Annotated in this window: 25 protein-coding genes and 1 pseudogene; 20 read left to right on the forward strand and 6 right to left on the reverse strand. The window is 65.2% G+C overall.

The window, feature by feature from the left end:
• The first annotated feature begins 213 nt into the window (after positions 1–213).
• From JC607_RS06280 to JC607_RS06310, 7 genes are all read left to right on the forward strand, one after another.
• Positions 214–1,494 carry a calcium-binding protein gene (locus JC607_RS06280; RefSeq protein WP_198836091.1) on the forward strand — a complete coding sequence of 427 codons (1,281 nt, stop codon included), beginning with the start codon at positions 214–216 and terminating at the stop codon, positions 1,492–1,494.
• A gap of 65 nt (positions 1,495–1,559) precedes the next feature.
• Positions 1,560–2,969: an FAD-binding oxidoreductase gene (locus JC607_RS06285; RefSeq protein ID WP_198836092.1), complete on the forward strand. Its 1,410-nt coding sequence runs from the start codon at positions 1,560–1,562 to the stop codon at positions 2,967–2,969.
• 103 nt (positions 2,970–3,072) lie between these two features.
• Positions 3,073–3,891 carry a phosphonate ABC transporter ATP-binding protein gene (phnC, locus tag JC607_RS06290; RefSeq protein ID WP_198836093.1) on the forward strand — a complete coding sequence of 273 codons (819 nt, stop codon included), beginning with the start codon at positions 3,073–3,075 and terminating at the stop codon, positions 3,889–3,891.
• A gap of 60 nt (positions 3,892–3,951) precedes the next feature.
• Positions 3,952–4,848, forward strand: coding sequence for a phosphonate ABC transporter substrate-binding protein (phnD, locus tag JC607_RS06295; protein WP_198836094.1), 897 nt, complete (start codon positions 3,952–3,954; stop codon positions 4,846–4,848).
• A gap of 161 nt (positions 4,849–5,009) precedes the next feature.
• Positions 5,010–5,831: a phosphonate ABC transporter, permease protein PhnE gene (gene phnE, locus JC607_RS06300; protein WP_233092717.1), complete on the forward strand. Its 822-nt coding sequence runs from the start codon at positions 5,010–5,012 to the stop codon at positions 5,829–5,831.
• Positions 5,832–5,840: 9 nt separating this feature from the next.
• The gene (gene phnE / locus JC607_RS06305) at positions 5,841–7,178 is read left to right on the forward strand and encodes a phosphonate ABC transporter, permease protein PhnE (RefSeq protein ID WP_233092704.1); all 1,338 of its coding nucleotides are present in this window, start codon (positions 5,841–5,843) and stop codon (positions 7,176–7,178) included.
• An 83-nt stretch (positions 7,179–7,261) separates the two neighbouring features.
• The gene (locus JC607_RS06310) at positions 7,262–7,879 is read left to right on the forward strand and encodes a chloramphenicol acetyltransferase (RefSeq protein ID WP_198836097.1); all 618 of its coding nucleotides are present in this window, start codon (positions 7,262–7,264) and stop codon (positions 7,877–7,879) included.
• Here the strand turns inward: JC607_RS06310 and phnF are convergent.
• A complete protein-coding gene (phnF, locus tag JC607_RS06315; protein ID WP_198836098.1) occupies positions 7,876–8,592 on the reverse strand; it encodes a phosphonate metabolism transcriptional regulator PhnF in 717 nt (238 codons plus the stop codon). The genes JC607_RS06310 and phnF overlap by 4 nt on opposite strands.
• A gap of 114 nt (positions 8,593–8,706) precedes the next feature.
• Here phnF and phnG point away from each other — a divergent pair, with 114 nt between their 5' ends.
• The 7 genes from phnG to phnN all read left to right on the forward strand — a co-directional run bounded on the left by phnG (position 8,707) and on the right by phnN (position 13,860).
• Positions 8,707–9,174, forward strand: a complete 468-nt coding sequence (gene phnG / locus JC607_RS06320; RefSeq protein WP_198836099.1) for a phosphonate C-P lyase system protein PhnG — start codon at positions 8,707–8,709, stop codon at positions 9,172–9,174.
• Entirely contained in the window at positions 9,171–9,764 is a 594-nt protein-coding gene (gene phnH / locus JC607_RS06325; protein WP_198836100.1) for a phosphonate C-P lyase system protein PhnH, read from the forward strand. Before phnG ends, phnH begins: the two co-directional genes overlap by 4 nt.
• Complete coding sequence (locus JC607_RS06330) at positions 9,764–10,849, forward strand: carbon-phosphorus lyase complex subunit PhnI (RefSeq protein ID WP_198836101.1); 1,086 nt, start codon at positions 9,764–9,766, stop codon at positions 10,847–10,849. The genes phnH and JC607_RS06330 overlap by 1 nt, the downstream gene beginning before the upstream one ends.
• A gap of 85 nt (positions 10,850–10,934) precedes the next feature.
• Positions 10,935–11,807, forward strand: a complete 873-nt coding sequence (locus JC607_RS06335; RefSeq protein ID WP_283176857.1) for an alpha-D-ribose 1-methylphosphonate 5-phosphate C-P-lyase PhnJ — start codon at positions 10,935–10,937, stop codon at positions 11,805–11,807.
• A 14-nt stretch (positions 11,808–11,821) separates the two neighbouring features.
• Positions 11,822–12,604: a phosphonate C-P lyase system protein PhnK gene (phnK, locus tag JC607_RS06340; protein WP_198836102.1), complete on the forward strand. Its 783-nt coding sequence runs from the start codon at positions 11,822–11,824 to the stop codon at positions 12,602–12,604.
• A 4-nt stretch (positions 12,605–12,608) separates the two neighbouring features.
• A complete protein-coding gene (phnL, locus tag JC607_RS06345) occupies positions 12,609–13,292 on the forward strand; it encodes a phosphonate C-P lyase system protein PhnL (RefSeq protein ID WP_198836103.1) in 684 nt (227 codons plus the stop codon).
• A gap of 13 nt (positions 13,293–13,305) precedes the next feature.
• On the forward strand, positions 13,306–13,860 hold the full coding sequence (phnN, locus tag JC607_RS06350; RefSeq protein ID WP_198836104.1) for a phosphonate metabolism protein/1,5-bisphosphokinase (PRPP-forming) PhnN: 555 nt from the start codon (positions 13,306–13,308) through the stop codon (positions 13,858–13,860).
• On the opposite strand, the gene JC607_RS06355 is transcribed toward phnN, so the two are convergent.
• Positions 13,842–14,531 (reverse strand): DUF1045 domain-containing protein, encoded by a 690-nt coding sequence (locus JC607_RS06355; RefSeq protein WP_198836105.1) that lies wholly within the window; start codon positions 14,529–14,531, stop codon positions 13,842–13,844. The two genes, phnN and JC607_RS06355, sit on opposite strands and share 19 nt — an antisense overlap.
• Positions 14,532–14,679: 148 nt before the next feature.
• On the opposite strand from JC607_RS06355, the gene JC607_RS06360 reads away from it, so the two are divergent.
• Entirely contained in the window at positions 14,680–15,819 is a 1,140-nt protein-coding gene (locus tag JC607_RS06360) for an alpha-D-ribose 1-methylphosphonate 5-triphosphate diphosphatase (RefSeq protein WP_198836106.1), read from the forward strand.
• A gap of 70 nt (positions 15,820–15,889) precedes the next feature.
• On the opposite strand, the gene JC607_RS06365 is transcribed toward JC607_RS06360, so the two are convergent.
• Positions 15,890–16,603, reverse strand: a complete 714-nt coding sequence (locus JC607_RS06365; protein ID WP_198836107.1) for an arylesterase — start codon at positions 16,601–16,603, stop codon at positions 15,890–15,892.
• Between JC607_RS06365 and JC607_RS06370 the strand changes: the two genes are divergently transcribed.
• Entirely contained in the window at positions 16,602–17,333 is a 732-nt protein-coding gene (locus tag JC607_RS06370; protein WP_198836108.1) for an ABC transporter ATP-binding protein, read from the forward strand. The two genes, JC607_RS06365 and JC607_RS06370, sit on opposite strands and share 2 nt — an antisense overlap.
• Complete coding sequence (locus JC607_RS06375) at positions 17,330–19,837, forward strand: ABC transporter permease (RefSeq protein ID WP_198836109.1); 2,508 nt, start codon at positions 17,330–17,332, stop codon at positions 19,835–19,837. The genes JC607_RS06370 and JC607_RS06375 overlap by 4 nt, the downstream gene beginning before the upstream one ends.
• Here the strand turns inward: JC607_RS06375 and JC607_RS06380 are convergent.
• Together JC607_RS06380 and JC607_RS06385 are read right to left on the reverse strand one after the other, a co-directional pair.
• Positions 19,834–20,568 (reverse strand): serine/threonine protein phosphatase, encoded by a 735-nt coding sequence (locus JC607_RS06380; protein ID WP_198836110.1) that lies wholly within the window; start codon positions 20,566–20,568, stop codon positions 19,834–19,836. The genes JC607_RS06375 and JC607_RS06380 overlap by 4 nt on opposite strands.
• Positions 20,569–20,612: 44 nt before the next feature.
• Positions 20,613–21,119 carry an ABZJ_00895 family protein gene (locus JC607_RS06385; protein ID WP_198836111.1) on the reverse strand — a complete coding sequence of 169 codons (507 nt, stop codon included), beginning with the start codon at positions 21,117–21,119 and terminating at the stop codon, positions 20,613–20,615.
• 229 nt (positions 21,120–21,348) lie between these two features.
• On the opposite strand from JC607_RS06385, the gene hemE reads away from it, so the two are divergent.
• The 3 genes from hemE (at position 21,349) to JC607_RS06400 (ending at position 23,579) form a co-directional block, all read left to right on the forward strand.
• Complete coding sequence (gene hemE, locus JC607_RS06390; RefSeq protein ID WP_198836112.1) at positions 21,349–22,383, forward strand: uroporphyrinogen decarboxylase; 1,035 nt, start codon at positions 21,349–21,351, stop codon at positions 22,381–22,383.
• On the forward strand, positions 22,380–23,336 hold the full coding sequence (locus tag JC607_RS06395; RefSeq protein ID WP_198836113.1) for an SdiA-regulated domain-containing protein: 957 nt from the start codon (positions 22,380–22,382) through the stop codon (positions 23,334–23,336). The genes hemE and JC607_RS06395 overlap by 4 nt, the downstream gene beginning before the upstream one ends.
• Positions 23,337–23,402: 66 nt before the next feature.
• Positions 23,403–23,579 carry a hypothetical protein gene (locus JC607_RS06400; protein WP_198836114.1) on the forward strand — a complete coding sequence of 59 codons (177 nt, stop codon included), beginning with the start codon at positions 23,403–23,405 and terminating at the stop codon, positions 23,577–23,579.
• On the opposite strand, the pseudogene JC607_RS06405 reads toward JC607_RS06400, so the two are convergent.
• Positions 23,549–24,691, reverse strand: a pseudogene (locus JC607_RS06405) (IS3 family transposase). The gene JC607_RS06400 and the pseudogene JC607_RS06405 overlap by 31 nt on opposite strands.
• Between the last annotated feature and the right edge of the window lie 104 nt (positions 24,692–24,795).

Here is a 24,795-nt window from a genome sequence, read left to right on the forward strand (position 1 = left end):
TACCAGAAAACACCGCTGGCGCCCCACCCGGGCGCCAGCGGTTTTCTTTTGCGCGCAGCCGACCGCCCTGGGCGGAGAGGGGGGCGGGGCGGAGAGGGGGGCGGGCTGAAATTCAGATGGACAGATTTTGCGCCCGGGAGGATCATCCGGGCGATTCCTCTGCATTTTCGGCGCATTTCCTCATTCACCTGCCTCAGCAAGGAGCACGTGGCCATGCCTTTCATCCTCGGAACCACCAGCATCGGATCGGGTGTCCGCTACACGCTCTCGACCGGAGATTCGTTGCTGATCCAGAACACAGCGACCGTGTTTTCAGACAATGATGTCGCGATCAGGGTCAGTGGCGACAATGCACGTATCTTCGTGCAAGGCTCGGTCGCCGGGACGACTGCGATCGGAACCGGCTACTCCTCGTATCAGAGCGGCACCTATGTTCACGTTCTGCCCGGTGCCAGCGTGATCGGTACCGCCGTGGGGCTTTCGGCCTATGGTAGCCAGGGATATTTTCTGAACGAAGGCACCGTCACCGGCGGTGAGACCGGCGTGGCGCTCAGCGTGTTGAGTGATGCCCCCGGCGGGACGCTCACCTTTGTCAATCATGGCTCTGTTTCGGGCTATTATTACGGGCTTGGCTGGCAGGCATCCGGTTCGGGCACCAGCCTGACCATTTTTAATACCGGCACGATCTTTGGCGGGAGTATCGGGGTCAGAGCGCCGTTTCTCACGGCAACCACCCTGCGCAACAGCGGGGAAATCACCGGCGGCATCGACCTGAGCTCGGTCAATGATGTCTTTGACAATCGCAATGGCGTGCTAAATGGCACTGCCTTTGGCAATAGCGGCAATGATGTCTTTATCGGCAACCCCAGCCAGTCCGAGATTTTCAACGGTGGCACCGGGGTGGATCTGCTGGATTTCCGGTACAGCAATGGCTCGGTGATCGTGGCGCTGGATCTGAGCCGGCCCAATGCCGGTCAGGCGCTTGGCGATCTTTATTACCAGTTCGAGAATATCTTTGGCTCGCAGCAAAATGACATTCTGACCGGTGATAACGGCAATAACGTGCTGACCGGCGAAGATGGCACTGACTGGCTGCACGGGCGCGGCGGCAATGACCTGCTACGCGGCGGCCTGGGGGCCGATACCATGGCGGGCGGCCTGGGGAATGACATATTCCAGTACCTGAACCCCGGAGAGGGCGGCGACACGATCATGGATTTCGCCAATGTCGCAGCCAATAATGATGCGTTCCAGTTCAGCGCGGCGGGCTTCGGCGGCGGTTTGACGGCCGGAGCGCTTGCCGCTGCGGCCTTCCAGGCCGGCACCACCAATGTCGCGGCCACTGCCGATGTGCGCTTTATGCACCGCATCACCGACAACAGCATCTGGTATGACGCCGACGGGAATGGCGCAGGTGCCGCCGTGCTGATCGCCACGCTTCAGGGCGGTGTCACCGGTGCGGCGCTGACCCATGCCGACTTCCTGATCTTCTGATCTTGCTTGATCCCGGCGGCGGTGGCGCGCAGATATTCGCCTGACGGAAATCAGGGGAAAGCCGGATGGACAGGGTGCTGACAGAATTGCAGGCCGCGATCGGCGCGGCCTATGTGCTGACCGGCGATGACATGCGCAAATATGCCGATGACTGGATGGGCCATTACCACGGCACGCCGGTCGCGGTGCTGCGACCTGGCTCGACCGCCGAAGTGGCGGCCTGCCTGCGCGCGGCGGCAGAGGCCGGGGTCAGCGTGGTCCCGGTCGGCGGCAATACCGGCCTTGTCGGCGGCACGATGGCTGAAGGCGGCGTGATGATCAGCCTCGACCGGATGAACCGCATCCGCGAGCTGCGCGCGGGCGCGCGCCTCGTGATCGCGGAAGCGGGCGTTGTCCTGCAAAAGATCCATGAGGCCGCCGAGGCCGAAGGGCTTTACTTCCCGCTGTGGTTTGGCGCGCGCGGCTCGGCGATGCTTGGCGGCGCGCTCTCGACCAATGCAGGCGGCTCTAACGTGCTGCGCTATGGCTCGACGCGCGGGCTGTGTCTCGGGCTTGAGGTGGTGCTGGCGGATGGCCGGGTGCTGAATCTGATGAGCGAGCTGCATAAAGACAATTCCGGCTACGATCTGAAACAGCTGTTCATCGGCGCCGAGGGGACATTGGGGATCATCACGGCGGCGGTGATGAAGCTGGTCCCGGCGCCCCGCGCCCATGCCACGGCGGTGGTGGCGGCAGACAGCCTGCCAAAGGCGCTTGGGCTGCTCAACCGGATGCAGGAGGCGACCGGCGGCCGCGTTGAGGCCTTTGAGCTGATGCCCGAGGATTACTCGCGCCAACTGACGAAAGTGCGCCCCGATCTTGGCCAGCCCTTCGCGACCATCCCGCCGGTGACATTGCTGATCGAGGCCGCGACGACATCCGCCGAAGAGGCCGATCCTGGCCCGGATGGCCAGGTGCCCCTGGTCGCAAAGCTGGAATCTGTCCTGGGTGCAATGCTCGAAGAGGGGCTGATCGAAGACGCCATCATTGCTCAATCCGAGGCACAGCGCATGGCAATCTGGGCCCGGCGCGAGGCGGCTGCCGAAATCTGTCACGGCATCCACCCGTTTGTGGATACCGATATCTGCCTGCCGGTGGACCGGGTGGACACGTTCCTGACCGGCATCTCTGCCCGGCTTGAAGCGATCTCGCCCGGTGCGGGAACGATCACGGTCGGGCACCTGGGCGACGGCAATCTGCATTTCTCGGTCTATCCGGCGACAGAGGGCCATGAGGATCAGGTGATGAACTGCATCGAGGATATGGTCGCAGAACTTGGCGGTTCTTTCTCGGCGGAACATGGAATCGGTCTGTCGAAACTGGCCTCGATGCGGCGCAGAAAGGATCCGGTGGCGCTGGATGTCATGCGGGCGGTGAAATCGGCACTCGACCCTTCAGGGCTGATGAACCCCGGCAAGGTCATTCCCTCAAGGTAAAGCGGGCCCAGGCCCGCCGCCGTTACGCAAGTTTCACATCGGAGAGACCCCGATGTCACAAAAGCCCAATAGGTCCGCCTGAGGAAATCAGAGGCGGACCCTCATGCTGGAAGTAAAATCCGTTACCCGGATGTTTGGCCAGAAAGCGGCCGTGGACAATGTCAGTTTCCGCATCGACGGCCCGGGTTTTGTGGGCATCATCGGGCGGTCAGGGGCGGGTAAATCCACCTTCCTCAGGATGATGAACCGCCTGCTGGACGCGTCTTCTGGCGAGATCCTCGTCGATGGCCGCGATGTGCTGGCGCTGAAGGGCCGCGACGCCCGCGCCTGGCAAAGCCAATGCGCGATGATCTTCCAGCAGTTCAATCTGGTGCCGCGCATGGATGTGGCCTCGAATGTGCTGCATGGCATTCTGAACCGCCGCTCATCGCTGCAGACTTTGTTCAACATCTGGTCGCGCACCGACATCCTCAAAGCGCTGGAAATCCTCGACCGGCTCGGGATCCAGGAACAGGCCCCGAAACGCGCCGAAGCGCTGTCCGGCGGCCAGCAGCAGCGCGTCGCCATTGCCCGCGCGCTGATGCAGGACCCGAAGATCATCCTCGCCGACGAGCCCATCGCGTCTTTGGACCCGATGAACGCCCAGGTCGTGATGGACACGCTGAAAGCGATCAATGTCGAAGACGGCCGCATGGTGATCGCCAATCTCCACACGCTCGACACCGCGCGCCGTTACTGTGACCGCGTGATCGGGATGCGCGATGGCCGCGTGGTGTTCGACGGCACGCCCGACCAACTTTCGACCGGCGTGGCGCGTGACATTTACGGCGCCGATGAGTCGTTCAACGAGGCCGCGACCTCGACCGCGATCCCGACCGACACCGGCGCAGACCGCTCTTACGCCGATACGCTGATGTCGTAACCCATTCCCCGGACGCGCCCGCGTGCCGGGGTTTTCCTTTCCCCCTCCATGGAGAAGACCATGAAAAAGATCGCACTGGCTCTGGCCGTGACCACCGCCCTGACCGGCATGGCGCAGGCACAGGAAATCAAACAGTTCAACCTCGGCATCCTCGGCGGCGAGAACGCCCAGGACCGCATGACCTCGAACGAGTGCTACCGCGCCGCCATCGAAGAGGCGCTTGGCGTTCCGGTCAAGGTCTTCACCCCCGCCGATTATGACGGCGTGATCCAGGGCCTGCTGGGCGGCACCATCGACCTCGCCTGGATGGGCGCGAGCGGTTATGCCAAAGCCTATATCACCGACCCGGAATCGGTTGAGGCCGTCCTGACCAAGCAAAACATGGACGGATCGACCGGCTATTATTCCATCGCCTTTGCCCGCACCGATTCCGGCATCAAGACGCTCGAAGACGCCAAGGGCAAGAAATTCGCCTTTGCCGAGCCGAACTCTACCTCGGGCTACCTGGTCCCCGGCGCTGAAATGGTCGCGAAATTCGGCCCGCTGGAGCAGTATTTCTCGGAAGTCCGTTTCTCGGGCGGTCATGAGCAATCCATCGTCGGCGTCGCCAATGGCGATTTCGATGCGGCTGTCGCTTGGGCGGACGGCCTTGGCGAATGGGAAGACGGCTACAATTCGGGCGCCTTCCGCAAATCGGCTGATGCCGGCCTCGTCAATATGAACGACATCCAGGAAATCTGGCGCTCGGCCCTGATCCCGGAAGGCCCGATGGTCCTCCGCAAGGCGCTGCCGCAGGATGTGAAGGACAAGGTCATCAAGCTGACCGCCGACCTGCATGAGACCAATAAGGAATGCGCTTATGGCGTCGCCGCCGGCGAGGCCAAAGACTTCGTGCCGGTCACCCATGAGGCCTATATCGGCATCGTCGAGGCCCGCAAACTGCAAGACAGCCAGTAATCTAACCAGACCCAAAGCCGGGCCTTCGCGCAATCCGAAGGCCCGGCCTCTTTTTATGTGGGGGCATCATGGTCGATATCGCTTACGGACCAGGACCAGACCGAAAACCAGGCGCCACGCCACCTGCCACGCCACCTGGCACCAGCGAGGCCTATCTCGACATGGTGCGCCGCCGCCGCCTCTATAGCGGCATCATCCTGGCGCTGTTTGTCGCGCTGATGATCGCGGGTTTCCAGCTTGCCGAAAGCCGCAATGCGGGCGGTTTCATCAACGGGCTGCCACAGCTCTTCGCTTTCCCCTCCGAAGTGATTTCCGAGGCCTGGGACAGACGCGCAAACATCCCCGGCCTCTTCCTGCAATTCCTGCCGTCTTTGATGGAGACGGTGAATATCGCCGCTGTCTCGACGCTGATCGGCGGCTTTACGGCTGCTATGCTGGCCCTTCTGGCAACCCGCGGCCTTGCCCGCTGGCCGCGCCTGACGCCGGTCTTCCGCCGCATGATGGACCTCACGCGCTCCATCCCCGAGATCGTGATCGCCCTGATGCTGATCTTCATCCTCGGCGGCGGCCCGGTGCCGGCGATGATCGCGATCAGCCTGCATACGGCGGGCGCGCTTGGAAAACTCTTCTCCGAAGTCGCTGAAAACGCCGACGTAAAACCGGTCGAAGGCCTGACATCTGTCGGCGCCGGCTGGCTGCAGCGGATGTGGCTGGGCGTTATCCCCCAGGTTGCGCCGAACTGGCTGTCCTACCTGATGCTCAGGTTCGAGATCAATGTCCGCGCCTCGGCGATCCTCGGCTTCGTCGGTTCGGGCGGCATCGGCTATGACCTGAAACTCGCCATGCAATGGGGCGCAGGCAAATACGACCAGGTGGTCGCGATTTTCCTTCTGTTGTTCCTCACCATCGTGCTGATCGACCAGGTCACCGATTTTTACCGCACCCGCCTCGTCCGGGGCGCGGTCCAGAAGACAAGGGCCTGAGCCATGACCATGAGCCTGAACGCCCCGCCCGGAGCCGCCCCTTCCGCTGACGCCCTGATCGCGGGCTTCCGCAAACGCGCCCGGATGTCTTTCCTGGTGCCAGGCGTGATCCTCGCCTATCTGACCTGGATCTTCTTTGCCTTCGATATCCCCGGCATCGCCGCGCGGGCCAAGACCGACAATGCCGCCGTGCTGCTGACCGATTTCTGGGCGCATAAGACCCATGTGACCCGCGACAACCGCAGTGGCGCCCTGACAATCTCGAAGGATGGCGAGAACCGCGGCGCCTACCCGCCCGGCCTGCTGCCGGACTGGGTTACCGTCACCGATGGCGTCACCACAATCGACCTCGGCTCCGGCAATATCGTCACCTATGACAGCCTCGGCGCGCGCTACGTCGTCCCGGATTACGGCACCATCGACATCAGGCCCTCGGATGACGGCCAGAGCCTGATCCTCGACGCGCCCGGGCCGCTGCCCTCCTGGATCAACGCCTCAGACCGGCTGATCACCGTCACCACCCCGGCCGGTCGTTTCAACTATTCCCGCTCCAAGGTCGAGACCTTCCGCTACCAGGCTGGCTGGGCCCTGTTTTTCTTCACCGCCGACAGCCCCTTCTTCCAGAAATCCCCCTGGGAGCTCGCGTCGCTCGCCTTTGCAGGTGAGCGTGTCGACCCTGCCCGCTCCAATCTCAGCTATATGGCGTCCGAGTTCTGGACCAACAAAATGTGGCACCATGGCGAGGTCGCCTGGGCGCTGTTCGAGACCCTGCTGATGGCCTTCATCGGCACCTTTCTCGCAGCACTCGTGGCCCTGCCCCTCGCTTTCATGGCGGCGCGGAACTTCAACCCGCTGGGGCCGCTGCGCTTCCTGATGCGCCGGGTCTTCGACTTCATCCGCGGCGTCGATGCGCTGATCTGGACCATCGTGCTGGCCCGCGCCTTCGGCCCCGGCCCGATGACCGGCGCATTGGCGATCCTGATCACCGATACCGGCACTTTCGGCAAACTCTACTCCGAAGCCCTCGAAAACATCGACGAAAAGCAGGTCGAGGGCGTCCGCTCCACCGGCGCCACCACGCTGCAACGCGCGCGCTTCGGTGTGCTCCCCCAGGTCACGCCGGTCCTGATGTCGCAGGTGCTCTATCTGTTCGAATCCAACACCCGCTCCGCCACCGTGATCGGCGCCATCACCGGCGGCGGCATCGGCCTCCTGCTCACGCAAGCCATCATCACCCAGAAAGACTGGGAGGATGTCGCCTATTACATGATCCTGATCGTGCTGATGGTCATGGCGCTCGACGGCCTCTCCGGCTGGCTCCGCCGCAGGCTGATCAAAGGCGAGTGAGCCATTTCCTCTTGACCCAAATACTCCCGCCGGAGGCTCCCCCTTCAGCCACCCGGCGGCCCATTGCCCTGAAAGCCCCGAAAATGCCCCGCCTCTCCGCAACCGAACCGTTCCTCCACCCGAACACCCATATCGCCAATTCCACCTTCGGCGCTTACTGCGAGGTCGGCGAGGGCACCCGTGTGTTGAACTCAACCTTCGGCGATTATGCCTATGCCGAACGCCTCTCCGACATCGCCAATACCACGGTTGGCAAATTCGCCAATATCGCCGCCCTGACGCGGATCGGGCCGACCGACCACCCCTTCGCCCATGCCGCGCAGCATCACTTCCTCTACCGCTCTTCCTGGTATTTCGACGATGCCGAAGACGATCCCGCCTTTTTCAAAGCCCGCGCCGCGCGGCGCACCCTGCTTGGCCCCGATTGCTGGATCGGCCATGGCGCGATCATCAAACCCGATGTGACGATCGGCACCGGCGCCATCGTGGCCTCTGGTGCAGTGGTCACCAAAGACGTGCCCGATTTTGCCATCGTTGGCGGCAGCCCGGCCAGGCTGATCCGGATGCGCTTTTCCGCCAGCGTGATCGACCGGCTGCTTACCCTGGCCTGGTGGGATTGGGATCACAGCCGCCTGCGCGCGGTGCTCGCGGATTTCCGCAGCCTCCAGGCCGAGGCATTTCTTGAGAAATACGAGGCCTAACCCGCCTCCGGCGTCACGGTCAGCGTCACCCTCTCGCCGGCAAACCAGGTGGTGCCGAACTCGACCGGCACCCCTGCGCCGTCGATATTGACCGATGTCGTGCGCAGAACCGGCGCGCCTTCGGGGATCTGCAGCGCCAGCGCCACCATGGTGCTGGCGGCCCTGGCCGAGAGCCGCGTCGAGGCGCGGGTGTAATCCGCCACCCCCACCGCCGCCAGCGCGCGCGTGATCGAACTTTCGCCTTCAAAAGCCGCCGCAAGACCGGGCAGCCGCGCCGCCGGAAAGACCGAACGAAACACCGCCAGCGGTTGGCCGTCGGCCGAGGAAAGCCCCTCGACCACCAGCACCGGCTCCGCCGTCGCCAGCCCGAGCGCCTGCGCCTCCTTTGCATCCGAGGGCCGCGTCTCGCGCCGTGTCAGCTGTTTCGACGGCAAGCGCCCGCCCGATTCCATCGCCTGATGGAACCGCACCCGCCGCCCGAGCGGGTAATCCGTGGGCCGCCCCAGCACGAATACCCCGGCGCCGCGCCGCGCATGGACAAGGCCGCGTTCCGCCAGATCCGCCAGCGCATGGCGCACGGTATGGCGGTTGACGCCAAACCGGACCGACAATTCCGCTTCGCTTGGCAGCCGCGCGCCGATCGGGAAATGGCCCCGTGCGACCTCGTCCGCCAGCGTCCCGGCGATCCCCTTCCACAAAGCCGTGCGCGCCATTCCCTGCCCCCGTTACCGAAGTTTCGCAAAATATTCGCATTGACGTCACCTGTCGCCCGCCGCTTACTTGTATAGTTGTCTAGTACAACAGACAAGTCAGAAAAGATGTCTGCCATGAATCACACCGGACCCTCCCCTGCCAAAGACCTCACCGGGGCGCGCCGCGCCTGGATGGGCACCCTCGCGCGCGCGCGGCCCGAGGCGCTTGCCGCGCTTTTGCCGCTGCCGCTGCCCGACCATCACGATCTGCGTGCGCCGGAAACCGGCACGATGATGGTCCAGGGCCGCATCGGCGGCAGCGGCGCGCCCTTCTCGCTGGGCGAGGTCACTGTGACCCGCGCCACGCTGCATCTCGCGGATGGCACCACCGGCCATGCGCTGGTCCAGGGCCGCGACCGTACCCATGCCCGCCATGCCGCCCTGGTCGATGCGCTGATGCAGACCGATGCGGCAGAGCGCATCCGCGAGACCGTGCTCACGCCCCTGACCGAGGCCGAGGCCGCCCGCCGCGAGGGACGGGCCGCCAAAGCCGCCGCCACCCGCGTCGAATTCTTCACCCTTGTCCGCGGAGACGACAAATGAACGCGCCCGTCCTGCCTGCTCCGGTCACGCCTTCGCTCGCCGGCGGTTTCGCCCATCCGGCGCATGATGCCGCCCGCGCCTTCCGCGCCGCGATGCAGGCCCTGGCCCGGCCCGGTCGCATTCAGCAGATCACGGGCGCGATGCCGCCCGCGCCGCTCTCGGTTGCGGCGGGGACGCTGGCGCTGGTGCTGATGGATCAGACGACGCCGGTCTGGCTCGCCCCTTCGCATGACAGTGCCGCGTTGCGCGCCTGGCTGACCTTTCACACCGCCGCGCCCTTTACCACGGCTGAGGCCGCGCATTTCGTGATCGGCAGCTGGGAGGCGCTGACACCGGTCTCGCGCTTTGCCACCGGCACGCCCGACTACCCCGACCGCGCCGCCACGCTGATCGTCGAAATGCCAACGCTTGCGGCCAGCGGCACCCGCCTGACCGGCCCGGGCATCCAGGACAGCGCCCGGCTTTCCCTGCCGGAAAACGCGGCCTTTCAGGCCAATCACGCGCTGTACCCGCTGGGGTTTGACACTTTTCTGACCGCCGGAGATCAGATCGCCGGTCTGCCGCGCTCAACGAGGCTGGAGGATATCTGATGTATGTTGCCGTCAAAGGCGGAGAACGCGCCATCGACAACGCCCATGCCTGGCTCGCCGAAGAGCGCAGGGGCGACACGGAAATCGCCGAACTGTCCGTCGCGCAGATCCGCGCGCAGCTGAAACTCTCGGTCGACCGCGTGATGGCCGAGGGATCGCTCTATGATCCCGACCTCGCGGCGCTGGCGATCAAACAGGCGCGGGGCGATCTGATCGAGGCGATTTTCCTGATCCGCGCCTATCGCACCACCCTGCCGCGCTTTGGTGCCACGCTGCCGGTCGAGACCGCGAAAATGGCGGTGATCCGGCGCGTCTCGGCGACATTCCGCGATGTGCCGGGCGGTCAGATCCTCGGGCCGACCTTCGATTACACGCATCGCCTGCTGGATTTCGCGCTGGCCGCGGAAGGGCTTGATCTGCCCGAGGCGACAACCGCCAGCCCCGAAGGGCTGGATACCGTGCCGCATGTGATGGGCTTTCTGAACCGCGAGGGGCTGATCGAAGAGGCCGGCACCGGCGCCGACACGCCCCCCGATCTGACCCGCGAGGCGCTGGAACTGCCCGCGACCCGGGCGCTGCGTCTGCAGGCGCTGGCGCGGGGCGATGAGGGGTTCCTCCTGTCGCTCGCCTATTCAACGCAGCGCGGCTACGGCAATACCCATGCCTTTGTCGGCGAGCTGCGCATCGGCCAGGTGGTGATTGAGGCCGAAATCCCCGAGCTGGGGTTTTCCGTCGAGATCGGCGAGATCGAGCTGTCGGAATGCGAGACGGTGAACCAGTTTGGCGGGTCGAAAACCGAGCCGCCGCAATTCACCCGCGGCTATGGTCTGGTCTTTGGCCAGAGCGAGCGCAAATCGCTGTCGATGAGCCTTGTTGACCGGGCTTTGCGCTGGAAAGAGCTTGGCGAAAGCCACAATCCGGCCCCGGCCCGCGATGAGGAATTCGTGCTGTCGCATTGCGACAATATCCAGGCCACCGGGTTTCTCGAACATATCAAGCTGCCGCATTACGTCGATTTCCAGTCCGAGCTGGAGCTGATCCGCCGGTTGCGCAGCGCCGCCCTTTCCGCACAGGAGAAAGAATGATGCCCGTCCAGATCGCCGCCGCTCTGCTGATCACCCTTGCCGGCGCCCGCAACCCCGGCAGCGCCCGGCCTTCGGGGGCGCGAAAATGACAACCGCCAGCATGCCTGTCGAGGCAGAAAGCTACAATTTCGCTTATCTCGATGAACAGACCAAACGCATGTTGCGCCGGGCGATCCTGAAGGCGCTGGCGGTACCGGGCTACCAGGTGCCTTTCGCCAGCCGCGAGATGCCGATGCCCTATGGCTGGGGCACCGGCGGGGTCCAGGTCTCGGCCGCTTGCCTCGTGCCGGAGGACCGGCTGAAGGTGATCGACCAGGGCGCGGATGACACGACCAATGCCGTCTCGATCCGCAAGTTCTTTCAGCGCACCGCCGGGGTCGCGGTGACCGAAGCGACCACAGAGGCGAGCCTGATCCAGACCCGCCACCGCATCCCGGAAACGCCGCTGACCGAGGATCAGATCCTGGTCTATCAGGTGCCGATCCCCGAACCCCTGCGCTTTCTGGAACCGCGCGAGACCGAGACGCGGCGGATGCATGCCCTGGAGGAATATGGGCTGATGCATGTGAAGCTTTACGAGGATATCGCCCGGCATGGCGAGATCACCAATTCCTACGCCTGGCCCGTGATGGCGCATGACCGCTATGTGATGACCCCCTCGCCGATCCCGAAATTCGACAATCCGAAGCTCTCGGACAGCCCCGCCGTGCAGCTTTTCGGGGCCGGGCGCGAGGCGCGGATCCATGCGCTGCCGCCATACACGAAGGTGGTCAGCCTCGATTTCGAGGATCACCCTTTCGTTGCGTCAAAAGCGGATCATGAATGCGAGATCTGTGGATCGCGCGAGAGCTACCTGGACGAGGTGATCACTGATGATCAGGGCGGGCGGATGTTCGTCTGTTCGGACACCGACTTCTGTGGCAGCCGCAGCGCGGCCCTGGAAACGGAGCGCAGCTGATGGATGGGGCTGAGATGAACATTTATGCAAAGGTGAAAGAGGCCGGGCCTTTGCTCTCGGTCAGGGGGCTGTCTAAATTCTACGGCAGCCGGATCGGTTGCGCCGATGTGTCCTTTGATCTCTTTCCCGGCGAGGTGCTGGGGATCGTCGGAGAGAGCGGATCGGGCAAATCGACCCTGCTCTCCTGCCTCGCCGGGCATCAGGCGCCGGATGAGGGGGGGATCGTGTTTGACGGGCGTGACATGTTCGCCATGGCGGAACCGGAGCGGCGTCGGCTCGCGCGGAGCGAACAGGCCTTTGTGCATCAAAGCCCGCGCGACGGGCTCAGGATGGGCGTTTCCGCCGGCGGCAATATCGGCGAGCGACTGATGGCCGTGGGCGGGCGCAATTACGGGGCGATCCGCGAGACGGCGCTCGACTGGCTTGGCCGGGTCGAGATTGACGGGGCGCGGATCGACGACCGGCCCTCGGCCTTTTCCGGGGGCATGCAGCAAAGGCTGCAGATTGCGCGCAACCTCGTCACAGCACCGCGTCTGGTCTTTATGGATGAGCCGACCGGGGGTCTTGATGTCTCGGTCCAGGCGCGGCTTCTGGATCTCTTGCGGGGCCTCGTGCGCGATCTCGGGCTGTCGGTGGTGCTGGTCACCCATGACCTCGCCGTCGTGCGGCTGCTCGCGCATCGGCTTATGGTGATGAAATCGGGCCATGTGGTGGAACAGGGCCTGACTGATCAGGTGCTTGATGATCCGCAACATGGCTATACCCAGCTTCTTGTTTCCTCGGTTTTGCAGGTCTGATCCCATGATTATGCTCAAAGACGTTTCAAAGACCTTTACGCTGCACAACCAGGGCGGCGCGGTCATTCCGGTGATGACAGGCGTCAGCCTGACGGTCGCGCCCGGGGAATGCGTGGCGCTGACCGGGCGGTCGGGGTCCGGGAAATCGACGCTGATGCGGATGATCCACGGCAATTACCTTGCCGCCTCGGGCGAAATCCTCGTGGGCGGGCTTGATGTGGCCAAAGCCAGCCCGCGCGAGATCCTGGCACTGCGGCGCGAAGAGCTGGGCTATGTCAGCCAGTTCCTGCGCGTCGTGCCGCGCGTGCCCACGATCGACGTGGTGGCGGAACCGCTCCTGACCCTCGGCACCGCCGCAGAGGAGGCCCGCGACCGGGCCGCAGCGCTGCTGGCGCGGCTGAACCTGCCCGAGCGCCTCTGGTCGCTCTCGCCCACCACATTCTCAGGCGGCGAACAGCAGCGGGTGAACATCGCGCGCGGCTTCATCCATCCCTATCCGGCGATGCTGCTCGACGAGCCGACCGCCAGCCTTGACGCCATCAATCGCGAGGTGGTGCTGGGTCTGATCGCCGATGCCAAGGCGCGCGGCGCCGCGATCCTCGGGATCTTCCATGACGAAGAGGCGCGCGCCCGGGTCTGCGACCGGCTGCTGGATGTGACCGGCTTCACCCCGGGTCTGGCAGCATGAGGAGGCTCGCGCCATGACGGGACGGCTTTTCGCCATTGTCGGGCCCTCGGGGGCGGGGAAGGACACGCTGATCCAGGGCGCACTGGCGGCGAGACCGGATCTGCATGTCATACGACGCGTCATCACAAGGCCCACGGATGCCGGGGGCGAGGATTTCGAGGGCGTGACGGCGGCGGAATTCGCAGAGCGCCAGGCGGCCGGGGAATTCGCGCTGGACTGGCAGGCGCATGGGCTGCGCTACGGCATCCCGGCCGCCGCGCTGGCGCCTTTGGCCAATGGCGCGGATCTTTTGTTCAACGGCTCGCGCCAGGGGCTTGAACGCGCCGCCCTGCTGTGGCCGGGGCTGAGCGTGATCCATGTCACCGCCCCGCCCCAGGTGCTGACAGCGCGGCTGAAGGCGCGTGGACGCGAGAGTGCTCAGGACATCGCCGCGCGGGTCGCCCGCGCCGCGCAGCCCTGGCCCGAGGGGCTCCCCGCTGGCGTCAGCGTGATCACGGTGATGAACGATGCCAGCCCCGAGACCGGCATCGCCCGCTTTCTCACAGCGCTTCAGCCGGTCAGCGCATGACGCTCCAGAAGATGAAACCGCCCCGCGGCATCCTCACCAAAGAGGCACAGATCCTCGATGACAAAGGGGCGCGGCAGATCGGGGGAAAGCCAGGGATCCAGCCGCGCCGCCAGATCAGCAGCCTCGGCTTCAGGCAGATTGTCAGAGAGCGTCAGGTGGAAACGGAACTCTTCCATAACAAAGGGATATCCCCAGGCCGACAGCAACTCACGCTGGCGCGGGGTCAGCCGGTCGGGGCGGCGCTTCGCGATCTCGGCCTCGGTGAGGGGCGCGCGCAAAGGGTCGAGATCCATCACCACCCCGGCGCCCAGAGCCAGCAGCGCAGTCTCATCCCCCTGCGGCACCAGCGCAAGGAATCCCCCGATCCGCCGCAGCTCCAGCCCCCGCATCCCGACCGGCGCCAGCCGACCCGCGAGGACCGCGAGCGCCCCAGAGAGATCCGCGCGCCCGAGGCCCTCGGCCAGGCGAAACGGCGCCTTGATCGTGCCGTGAAAGCCATATTTGCGCGGGCTCATCGTCAGCTCCGCCTGGGGGCGCGGCAACCCCTCGGGCGCTGCGAAAGCGATCGGCAGGCCGGCTTCCGGATCCCAGCCGAGCCAGCCCGCCACCCGTGTCGCAAAAGCCCCCGGGCGCGGCGCATAATAGACCGCATATCTCGTGAAATCGCTCATCGCCACCATCCTCTCAGCCCGATCCCGTATCATCCTTCGGAACCAGTTTCGCCCTAACCGCCATCTGTCACACGGATGTGACATCACAGTGCCATTTGCAGCGCTCTCCCGCCTGCCCGACCCTGCCTCCTGCCGAGAAAGCCCAGTCATGACCCAGACCATCCTCGCCAATGCCCGCATCCTTCTGGCCGATGAAATCGTCACCGGCAATATCGTGATCCGGGACGGGCTGATTGCCGACATTGACACGGGAACAGCCCCGCAAGGCGCCGAAGAGATGCAGGGCGATCTGGTGATGCCGGGTCTCGTCGAACTGCATACCGACAACCTGGAACGCCATCTCCAGCCGCGCCCCCGCGTCGACTGGCCCCATGCCAGCGCGATCATCGCCCATGATGCCGAACTTGCCTCGGTCGGCATCACAACCGTGTTCGACGCGCTGCGGGTCGGGTCGATCTTTTCGTCGAACAATGCCGGTTACGGCGAATATGCCAGGGCGCTTGCGCATGAAATCATGGCCCTGCGCGAGATGGGCGCGCTGAAGATCAGCCACCGCCTGCATCTGCGCGCCGAGGTCTGTTCGGAAACCCTCATCGAGGAACTCGACAAATTCGGCGCCGAGGACCGCATCGGCATTGTCAGCCTGATGGACCACACCCCGGGCCAGCGCCAGTTCCGCGACATCACGAAACTGCGCGACTATGTCATGGGCAAGCGCGGCATGTCTGAGACCCAGTTCGCCGAGCATATCGCGAGCCAGCAGGCGCTCTCGGCCCGGGTCAGTGCCGCGCATGAGGCGGCCGCCGTCCAGGCCGCGCGCCGCTACGGCGCCGTGATCGCAAGCCATGACGACACGACCGAAGACCAGGTGGTGACCAGCCGCGAAAAGGGCGTGAGCTTTGCCGAATTCCCCACCACGGTCGAGGCTGCGCGCGCCTGCCGCGACCAGGGCATCCTGGTGATGATGGGGGCGCCGAACCTGATCCGGGGCGGCTCGCATTCCGGCAATGTCGCGGCGGCAGATCTGGCACAGGCCGACCTCCTTGACATCCTGTCCTCGGATTACGTGCCCTCGTCGCTTTTGTCAGCTGCGCTGATGCTGGGGGATCTCTGGGGCGACCTGCCGCGCGGCATCCGCAGCGTGACCAAAGCCCCGGCAGAGGCCGCGCGTCTCACCGATCGCGGCGAAATCGCCATCGGCAAACGCGCCGACCTGATCCGCGTCCACCGCGTCGGTGCCGCCGGGGCCATCCGCGGCACCTGGGTCGCAGGTCAGCGCGTCGGCTGACCTCAGAGCAACCCGAAAAAGCTTCCGGCGAGGCCATTTCCCCTGACGAAAATACTCCCGCCGGAGGCTCTTAATCTGCCTGCTCTTCCCCCCGCGCCGCCGCAATCAGCCGCGTCACATCCGCCCCCAGCCCTTCGACAATCAGGATTACCCCGGCCGCATTCGGGTGGATCCCGTCAGGCTGCATCCAGGCATTCAGCGAAGCCGGGTCCGACGGATCCGCCCCCGTCGCGATCAGCCCGGCAAAGAAATTATCCGCGAGCGCCGCGCCATATTCCGCCGCCAGCTCCGGATAGATCGCATCGAAATCACGCTTGTAATCCGGCCCCCAGTTCAGCGGCGCCTTCATCCCCACGATCAGCACCGGCAGGCCCCGCGCTTTCGCGGCCTCCATGATACCGGTCATATTGGCCCGCACTTCCGCCACCGGAATGCCCCGCAGCATGTCATTGCCGCCCAGCGTCACGATCAGCGCATCCGCCTCGGGCCCAAGCGCCCAGTCAATCCGCGACAGCCCCCCCGCCGTGGTATCGCCCGACACCCCGGCATTCAGCACAATCGCGCCCGCCCCCTGACGGTCGAGCCAGGTCTGCAGCTGCGGCACAAACCCCTCGCCAGCCGGCAGCCCGTAGCCCGCCGTCAGACTGTCGCCAAGCGCCACAATCGTCACCGGCTCCGCAGCGATTGCCGGAGAAACCACAAGACCCAACGCAAACGTGAGGTTGCGAACACGCCGCGATGCGGCATATCCGGTCTGACCCATTCGTTTCAGGAAGTTGCGCATGACCGGGACCGTCCTTTCACTGACCGATATTGGCCTCACCCTTCAGGGCAATGCCGGGTCGGTGCCGATCCTGCGGGGCATCTCGCTCAAGGTCAACCAGGGGGAAACCCTGGCTCTGACCGGTCCCTCCGGTTCTGGCAAAAGCTCGCTTCTGATGCTGATGGGCGGCCTTGAGCGCGCGACATCCGGCCAGGTCGAGGCGCTCGGCCAGGATCTCGGCCGCATGGATGAAGACCAGCTCGCGAAATTCCGGCGCGGCAATATGGGCGTGGTGTTCCAGTCTTTCCACCTGATCCCGAACATGACCGCGCTGGAAAACGTGGCCCTGCCGCTGGAGCTGGGTGGCGAGAAAGACGCCTTCGCCCGTGCGAAATCTGAACTGGAAGCCGTGGGTCTGGGTCACCGTATCGACCATTACCCGGCGCAGCTTTCCGGCGGCGAACAGCAGCGCGTGGCGCTGGCCCGCGCCATCGTCGCCCGTCCGCCGATCCTGCTGGCCGATGAGCCGACCGGCAATCTTGACGGGGTCAATGGCCAGGCGATCATGGATCTGCTCTTCGCGCTGAGGGACCGGGACGGATCGTCCCTGATCATGGTCACCCATGCGCCGGAGCTGGCCGAACGCTGCGACCGGGTGCTGCGGCTGATCGATGGCCAGATCGTGCCAGACCAGACCGCGTCAGGCCCGATCCAGACTGGCCCGACCGCATCAGGCCAGGTGGTCGCATGAGCCTCGCCTTCCGTATCGCGGCCCGCGAGCTCCGGGGCGGGCTCCGGGGGCTGCGCGTCTTCCTCATCTGCCTCGCGCTTGGTGTGGCGGCGATTGCCGGGGTGGCGACGCTGCGGGCCTCGATCCAGGCCGGGCTGGCCGATCAGGGCTCGGTGCTCCTCGGCGGCGATGCCGAAATGCGCTTCACCTACCGTTTCGCGAGTGACGCCGAGCGCGCCTTCATGGCCAGCCATGCAGAACGCGTGTCGGAGATTGTCGATTTCCGTTCGATGGCGATCACGCCGGAGGACCAGGCGCTGACCCAGGTCAAGGCCATCGACACCGCCTGGCCGCTTTACGGCACGGTCACGCTTGACCCGGCTCTTCCGCTGGACCAGGCGCTGGCGGGGCAAAATGGCCTGCCCGGCGCAGTGCTCGACCCTTTGCTGATCGAACGCCTCGGGCTGGAGATCGGCGACACATTCTCCCTTGGCACCCAGAGCTTTGTGGTTATGGCTGCACTGCTGGATGAGCCCGACGGCGGCGCCGACAGTTTCTCACTTGGGCCGCGCAGCATCGTCGCCACACCGGCGCTGGCGACATCGGGGCTTCTCGCCCCCGGCACGCTCTATGAGACGAAATACCGCCTGGCGCTGGCGCCAGGGACCGATCTCGAAACGCTGGAAAAGACCGCAAAACAGGCCTTCCACGACTCGGGTATGCGCTGGACCGACAGCCGCCGCCCCGCCCCGGGGATCGAGCGTTTTATCGACCGGATGGGGTCTTTTCTTGTTCTCGTCGGGCTGGCGGGGCTGGCGGTGGGCGGTGTCGGTATCTCAGCCGCCGTCCGGGCCTGGCTTCAGGGCAAGGAAAAGACCATCGCGACGCTGAAGACGATCGGGGCCTCTTCGGGGCTGATCTTCTCGACCTATCTGATCCAGGTCGCGGTGCTGACGCTGGCCGGGATCGTGCTGGGGCTGATCATCGGCGCGGGCGTGCCACTGCTGGCGGCGCCCTGGATCGAGGCTTCGCTGCCCTTCCCGGCAAAGGTCGGCGTCGCACCCGCCGCCCTTGCTGAGGCCGCGTTTTACGGCGCGCTGACGGCGCTGATCTTCACCCTTCTGCCGCTGGCGCGGGCCGAGCGTATCCGGGCGGCAGCGCTTTATCGCGGCGGCGCTGCGGGCTGGCCGCGCAAACGCTGGCTGATCGTGCTGACGGGCCTGATCCTGCTTCTGATCGTGGTGGCGGTCTTCACCTCGGGCATTCCCGAACTGGCGCTTGGCACGGCCGGCGGCGTGCTGGCCGCGCTTGCGGTTCTGGCGCTGGCCGCCTGGGGTCTCAGACGGATCGCGCGGCGCCTGTCGCACAGCCGCATGGCACAGGGCCGCCCGGGTCTGCGCGCCGCCCTTGCCGCGATTGGTGGCCCCGGATCCGAGGCCCTGCCGGTGATCCTGTCACTGGGCCTCGGGCTTTCGGTGCTGGCCGCTGTCGGGCAGATCGACGCCAATCTGCGCGCCGCCATTGACCGTGACCTGCCGACACGGGCGCCGGCCTTCTTCTTTGTCGATATCCAGCCCGACCAGATCGGCCCCTTCATCGACATGGCGCAGGCCAATACCGCCGTCAGCCAGTATGAAACCGCGCCGATGCTGCGCGGCGTGGTCACCGGCGTGAATGGCCGCCCCGCGCGCGAGGTCATCGGCGAGCATTGGATCATTCGCGGCGATCGTGGCGTCTCTTATGCCGCTGCGATGCCCGAGGGCACAAAGATCACCGCCGGCTCCTGGTGGCCGGATGACTATCAGGGCGCGCCGCAGATCAGCCTTTCGGCCCAGGTCGCGGAAGAGACCGGGCTGAAAATCGGCGATGAGATGACGGTCAATATTCTGGGCCGCGACATCACCGGCACCATCACCTCGCTGCGCGAAGTCGATTTCTCGAATGCGGGAATGGGCTTTGTCATCGTGATGAACGAGGCCGCTTTGCGCGGCGCGCCGCACAGCCATATCGCCACGCTCTATGCGCCCCCGGAGGCCGAAGCGACCATCCTGCGCGAGGTGACCAAAGCCTGGCCGAACATCACCGCGATCCGCATCCGCGAGGCGGTGGACCGGGTGTCCGAGGCGCTTTCGGCCATCGCGACCGCCACGGCCTGGGCGGCGGCGGGAACCCTCCTGACCGGCTTTGCAGTGCTGATCGGCACGGCGGCAGCAGGGGAACGGCGCCGCGCCCGCGAGGCCGCGATCCTCAAAGTTCTGGGTGCCACCCGGGCGCGGATCATCGCGAGCTTCACGCTGCGCGCCGCGATTCTCGGGCTGGCGGCCGGTCTTGTCTCGGTGATTGCCGGCGCGATCTCGTCCTGGGCGGTGATGTATTTCGTGATGGAAAGCAGCTGGCGGTTCGAGCCGGCCTCGGCCGCGTTGATCATCCTCGGCGGCGTGGCGGCGGTTTTGCTGGCGGGGCTGGTCTTTGCCGGGCGGACGCTGGCGGTCAAACCGGCGCAGGTCTTGCGCGAAGACGGTTAACCGTCCCGCCGGAAGCCCGCCAGCCGTGCAAGCGTCAGCGGGATCGCGCGGAATTCGCGGCTGCGCGGTTTGAACCTGGTCACAAGGCGCGCCAGTGGTTTCAGCCAGCCCAGCCAGAAGGCCAGCCGTCCGGCACGCGCCAGGGCGCCTTCCGGGGCATTGACGCGGTAAGCCTCCAGGGCGGCCTCGAGGAAACGCGGATCATCCGGCCAGCGCGCGAAACAGCTTTGCGTGAAGATCACGATATCCAGCGCCTGCCAGAAACCACTGCGATGCGCGGCGGAAAAGCGTTCGAGATCAATGAAACGCGCGGTGGTGCCGTCCCAGCAGATATCACGCGGCGCCGGGCGACCATGCGACAGCCCGGCCCAGTGCAACAACCCGAGCGCCCGCCCGGCTGCGGCAAAGGCGGCACGCGTTCCGGGATCATCACCCGCCTCTTCCACCAGGATCTGCAGCGTCGGACCGGCATCGGGGAGGAGGAAGAAATCCGCCCCCTCCATGGCGATTTCAGGCACCGGAATGCCCTTCTGCGCCAGGGTTTTCAGGCCATTGCGTTCGGCCTCGAAAGCGCGGGACGGGTCACCCTTTTGCAGCCTGAGCCTCAGCGACAGGCGCTCCACCCGTTTCAGCCACCAGGTCCGGCCCCCTTCCGAAACGAGCCGTGTCACCCGGCGCGGAGGCTCCTCCAGCACCTGTTCCACCTTATGCGACAGGTCATTGTCGCTCATCGCCTGCCCTTCCGTTCTGCCCTCTGGCCTGTCGCGCGGCCTCCTCAGCGGCGCTGCCGGGTCTTCAGCGCGGCCAGTCTGGCCTGTTGTTTTTCCCAGCCATTCAGCCCCAGCCAGAAGCCAAACCGGACCACCAAAGTCAAAAGCACCAACAGCGCCGCACCGAGGATGCTGCCGAACACCAGATCATCGCGGGTAAAACCGTTGCGGAAGGAAAGTTCCGGCCAGGCACCGCTGGAGGCGATGGCCCAGATCAGCGCGCCGTTCAGCGCAAGCGTCAGCAAAGTGGCCAGAAGCGCAATCCACCATTGCCGGCCCGGGGTGGGACGGCCTTCGCGTCTGGCCCAGAAAGAGGACATCGACATGGCGGCAATCATCGGGACCACCACCCCCATCGCACTGTTTTGCGAGGAGCTGGTGAAGACCTGGTCTGCCACCATCCAGATCACCGCGACGATCACGATCCCGAACAGCATGAAGGCAAGGTAAACCAGCAGCAAAACACTGGTGGAGACCCGCTTTTTCGGGACGGCAAGGGGATCGGAAGACATAGGGCACCTTTGACTGAAATCTGCGGCACCATCGCTGATCTGGTGCGAGATGACAATCTCTGCACCCCTTTGGCGGGCGGCGGATGCCTCCGGCGGGAGTATTTGTATCAAGAGGAAATGGGAGAAGCACGCGCGGCAGATGGACGCGCCGGGGGGCTTTGCAGGCGGATGGTCGCTTGACTTGTGGTCGCAGGCGGGGCACGGCGCTTTGGATAAGCCGGAGGTTGCCATGAGCGAGAAAAAGATCCTGCGCGCCCTGAGGGGAGAGGTTCAGCCGGTGCCGCCGGTCTGGATGATGCGCCAGGCAGGCCGTTACCTGCCGGAATATCGCGCGACCCGGGCCGAGGCGGGCGACTTCCTCAGGCTGTGCTACAATTCCGACCTTGCGGCGGAAGTGACCCTGCAGCCGATCCGGCGCTACGGGTTCGATGCGGCGATCCTGTTTGCCGATATCCTGCTTTTGCCCCAGGCGCTCGGGCGGGAATTGTGGTTCGAGACCGGCGAAGGGCCGCGGATGGAGACCACGACCACAGCGGCGGAGGTGGCGGCTTTGCGCCCGGATGAGGCGATCCATGAGACCCTGGCGCCGGTCTATCAGACGCTGCGGATCCTGAAGCGCGAGCTGCCGGCAGAGACCACGCTGATCGGCTTTGCCGGCGCGCCCTGGACGGTCGCGACCTATATGATCGCGGGGCGCGGCAAAGAGGAACAGGCGGGCGCGCATCGCCTGAAACGCGAGGATCGCGCCACGTTCGAGGCGCTGATCGACCGGCTGACCGGCGCAACGATCGAATATCTCTCGGCCCAGGTCGAGGCCGGGGCCGAGGTGATCAAGCTGTTCGACAGCTGGGCCGGCAGCCTGAAAGGCCAGGATTTTCAGGATTTTGCGGTGAAGCCGGCGGCGAAGATCATCGCCGCGCTGAAAGCCCGCCATCCCGGCCTGCCGGTGATCGCCTTCCCGCGCGAGGCAGGCGCGGGCTATATCGGTTTCGCAGGCGCGACCGGCGCCGATTGTGTCGCGGTGGACAATTCGGTCAGCCCGGAATGGGCGGCGGAACAGGTGCAGAAAGAGGTCTGCGTCCAGGGCAATCTGGCACCGCATCATCTGGTCACCGGCGGTGAAGATCTGATCCGCGAGACCCGCCATGTCGTGCGCGCCTTCTCGAAAGGCCCGCATATCTTCAATCTCGGCCATGGCATCACCCCTGATGCGGATCCCGACAATGTGCAGCGCATGATCGACGCCGTTCGGGAAGGGGGATGAGCCTCAGCACATCCCTGCCCCTTGCCCGGCGCCGGCGCCCTCTTCTTTGGGGGCTGGCGGCTCTTGTGCTGGCGGGCGGCGGCTTCTGGCTCTGGGCCTCGGGGCTGTTCGGGCTCGGGCTGCAATATCTGAACATGCGCCAGACCGCAGCCGACTGGCAGGAAAAGGGGATCTGGCTGCCCTATTACAATGCGCAGATCGAGGCGCAGCCGGTGGCGGGAGTGGAGAGCAACCTATCCGGCCTGACCTGGGCGCCCGAAAGCGACACGCTCTTTGCGGTGATCAACCGCCCGCCGGGAATTGCGGAACTGTCGACAGAGGGAGCACTTTTGCGGCTGATCCCGCTGGTCGGCGCGGTGGATCCGGAGGGGATTTCCCATGTGGAGGGCACGGTCTTTGTCATCTCCGATGAGGCGCGGCAAAGCCTGAACTGGGTGGTGATCGCTCCGGAGACCCGCGAAGTCGATCTGGCAGGCTCACCAGAACTGGTGTTGAACTACGGAACGTACCACAATATGGGCTTTGAGGGTGTCTCCTGGGACAGCGCGCGTGAAGAGCTGTTCATCGCCCAGGAAATGCTGCCGATCCGGGTGCTGCGGGTCAGGGGTCTGACTGAGGCGATTGCCGGTGAGGGCTTTTCGATCAGCGTGACCGAATGGGCGCCCGGAGACCGCTTTGGCCATTTCACCACCGATCTTTCCTCGCTTTCAGCCCATGATGCGACCGGCAATCTGCTGCTTTTGTCGGATATGACCGGCGCGCTGGCCGAATATGCGCCGGATGGCAGCCCGCTCAGTGTGATGCCGCTCTGGTCCGGCTGGCATGGGCTGCGCGACGATGTCCCCCAGGCCGAAGGGCTGGCAGTTGATGCAAGGGGAGACATTTACATCGTGTCGGAGCCGAACCTCTTCTACCGCTTCAGCCGCGATCCGGCACCCGTCTGGGCAGAGTGAGAGTGCTTGTCTTCCCTCGGTGATCCGGCATAGCCTGGCGATCACTTCCTGATTGCAGAGCCTGATTTGACCACGTCTTTCAAAGGCTTTTACGCCGACTGGCGCGACAAAACCGGCAGCGGCTATTTCACGCTGTTTTTCCTGAGCAGTCTGCTGCTGTGGAACTGGCGGGCGGTGCTGATCCTGTTTGCCGCTGACGTCGCCCCCAGCTTCTATCCAGCGAGAGCGAGACTCCGGGTTTGAGTTTTGCCTTTTTGGGCGGTTTGGGCAACGGGGTCTGGCGCGGAGCTTTGCGTGTTGCGCAGCGTCATACCCCGTTGCGGTGTGAAGGTCCGGGCGAACCCGGAAGGCGTTTGCCAGCCAGGGCGGGAGTGCGGGCGTTCCCTGTTATAGTCCGTGCGCCAGGCGGCCAGCCTGGCGCGGGCGTGGTGCAGGGACGGGAACAGGGTCTCGTTCAGCAACGCGTCGCGCAGGCGACCGTTGAAGCTCCCGATGAAGGCATGTCTCGGCTCGGCTTTCCGGGCGCGATGGAGTGCCAGTCGATCTTGCGGTCATCGGCGAAGGTCAGGATCGCGTTCGGGGTGAACTCGGTGCCCTTGTCACTGACCACCGTCACAGGCCTGGCCCGCGCCTCGAACAGCGTTGCCAGTTCCCGCGCCCCCCTTGCTCCGGACAGGGACGTGTCGGCACTCAGGGCGAGCCATTCCCGCGTGCCGTCATCGACCACAGTCATGATCCGGGGTCGGCGGCCATCGGTCAGCTGGTCCGAGACAAAACCGGGCGACCAGCGCTGGTTCGGCATGAGCGGCAGCCTCATCGGCGCCCTTGTGCCGATGGCCCGCTTGCGCCCGCCTCGACGCCGGACATGCAACCGCTCTTCGCGGCAGATGCGGGACAGGCGCTTATGGTTTACCTCAGGCCCCGCACGGCGCGAGACAAGACATGCCGTCGCCGGCAGCCGAACCGGCGACGGACCCGCGCAGCCCCTTCAGCCGTTCGCGCAGCACGGGGTCGTCCTGCCGGAGCGCCTCGTGAGCCGCATGGTCCTCCGGCAGCAGCCGATCACCCGACACGCCCGCCGTTCGCTCATCCCCTGGCCCGCCACCAGATGCCCGACCGCTTGCCGCTTTCCGGTATCGCCATGGCCCTGAGCCAGTGGCGGCGCATGGCTCTGCGTCACCACTTTTTTCCCAGAAGATCTTTGAGCGCCGCATTGGCGGGCATTGCATCCGCCGGCAATCGCTTGCGGCGGGCATTCCGTTCGTCGGGAAAACAATCCCCCGGATCGTTTCCTGATCCTCCTCCACCTGCAAGATGCCGATGATCTGATCTTCGGTGAACCTGCTGCGCTTCATCTCTGGTCCTCTCGGTTTGCTCTGCCCCCTGAGAACTGTACCGTTTGAAGCTGGAGTTTTCGGCTGGCATTTCCCGGCTTGGAGAGGAGCTGAAGACGATGAAG

Source organism: Paracoccus sp. IB05 (assembly GCF_016405985.1).
Taxonomy (GTDB): Bacteria; Pseudomonadota; Alphaproteobacteria; order Rhodobacterales; family Rhodobacteraceae; genus Pseudogemmobacter.

Bases quoted from the DNA above. Each gene is read 5' to 3' on its own strand.
- JC607_RS06280 (WP_198836091.1), top strand. From the start codon at position 214: ATGCCTTTCATCCTCGGAACCACCAGCATCGGATCGGGTGTCCGCTAC.
- JC607_RS06285 (WP_198836092.1), top strand. From the start codon at position 1,560: ATGGACAGGGTGCTGACAGAATTGCAGGCCGCGATCGGCGCGGCCTAT.
- phnC (WP_198836093.1), top strand. From the start codon at position 3,073: ATGCTGGAAGTAAAATCCGTTACCCGGATGTTTGGCCAGAAAGCGGCC.
- phnD (WP_198836094.1), top strand. From the start codon at position 3,952: ATGAAAAAGATCGCACTGGCTCTGGCCGTGACCACCGCCCTGACCGGC.
- phnE (WP_233092717.1), top strand. From the start codon at position 5,010: ATGGTGCGCCGCCGCCGCCTCTATAGCGGCATCATCCTGGCGCTGTTT.
- phnE (WP_233092704.1), top strand. From the start codon at position 5,841: ATGAGCCTGAACGCCCCGCCCGGAGCCGCCCCTTCCGCTGACGCCCTG.
- JC607_RS06310 (WP_198836097.1), top strand. From the start codon at position 7,262: ATGCCCCGCCTCTCCGCAACCGAACCGTTCCTCCACCCGAACACCCAT.
- phnF (WP_198836098.1), bottom strand. From the start codon at position 8,592: ATGGCGCGCACGGCTTTGTGGAAGGGGATCGCCGGGACGCTGGCGGAC.
- phnG (WP_198836099.1), top strand. From the start codon at position 8,707: ATGAATCACACCGGACCCTCCCCTGCCAAAGACCTCACCGGGGCGCGC.
- phnH (WP_198836100.1), top strand. From the start codon at position 9,171: ATGAACGCGCCCGTCCTGCCTGCTCCGGTCACGCCTTCGCTCGCCGGC.
- JC607_RS06330 (WP_198836101.1), top strand. From the start codon at position 9,764: ATGTATGTTGCCGTCAAAGGCGGAGAACGCGCCATCGACAACGCCCAT.
- JC607_RS06335 (WP_283176857.1), top strand. From the start codon at position 10,935: ATGACAACCGCCAGCATGCCTGTCGAGGCAGAAAGCTACAATTTCGCT.
- phnK (WP_198836102.1), top strand. From the start codon at position 11,822: ATGAACATTTATGCAAAGGTGAAAGAGGCCGGGCCTTTGCTCTCGGTC.
- phnL (WP_198836103.1), top strand. From the start codon at position 12,609: ATGATTATGCTCAAAGACGTTTCAAAGACCTTTACGCTGCACAACCAG.
- phnN (WP_198836104.1), top strand. From the start codon at position 13,306: ATGACGGGACGGCTTTTCGCCATTGTCGGGCCCTCGGGGGCGGGGAAG.
- JC607_RS06355 (WP_198836105.1), bottom strand. From the start codon at position 14,531: ATGAGCGATTTCACGAGATATGCGGTCTATTATGCGCCGCGCCCGGGG.
- JC607_RS06360 (WP_198836106.1), top strand. From the start codon at position 14,680: ATGACCCAGACCATCCTCGCCAATGCCCGCATCCTTCTGGCCGATGAA.
- JC607_RS06370 (WP_198836108.1), top strand. From the start codon at position 16,602: ATGACCGGGACCGTCCTTTCACTGACCGATATTGGCCTCACCCTTCAG.
- JC607_RS06365 (WP_198836107.1), bottom strand. From the start codon at position 16,603: ATGCGCAACTTCCTGAAACGAATGGGTCAGACCGGATATGCCGCATCG.
- JC607_RS06375 (WP_198836109.1), top strand. From the start codon at position 17,330: ATGAGCCTCGCCTTCCGTATCGCGGCCCGCGAGCTCCGGGGCGGGCTC.
- JC607_RS06380 (WP_198836110.1), bottom strand. From the start codon at position 20,568: ATGAGCGACAATGACCTGTCGCATAAGGTGGAACAGGTGCTGGAGGAG.
- JC607_RS06385 (WP_198836111.1), bottom strand. From the start codon at position 21,119: ATGTCTTCCGATCCCCTTGCCGTCCCGAAAAAGCGGGTCTCCACCAGT.
- hemE (WP_198836112.1), top strand. From the start codon at position 21,349: ATGAGCGAGAAAAAGATCCTGCGCGCCCTGAGGGGAGAGGTTCAGCCG.
- JC607_RS06395 (WP_198836113.1), top strand. From the start codon at position 22,380: ATGAGCCTCAGCACATCCCTGCCCCTTGCCCGGCGCCGGCGCCCTCTT.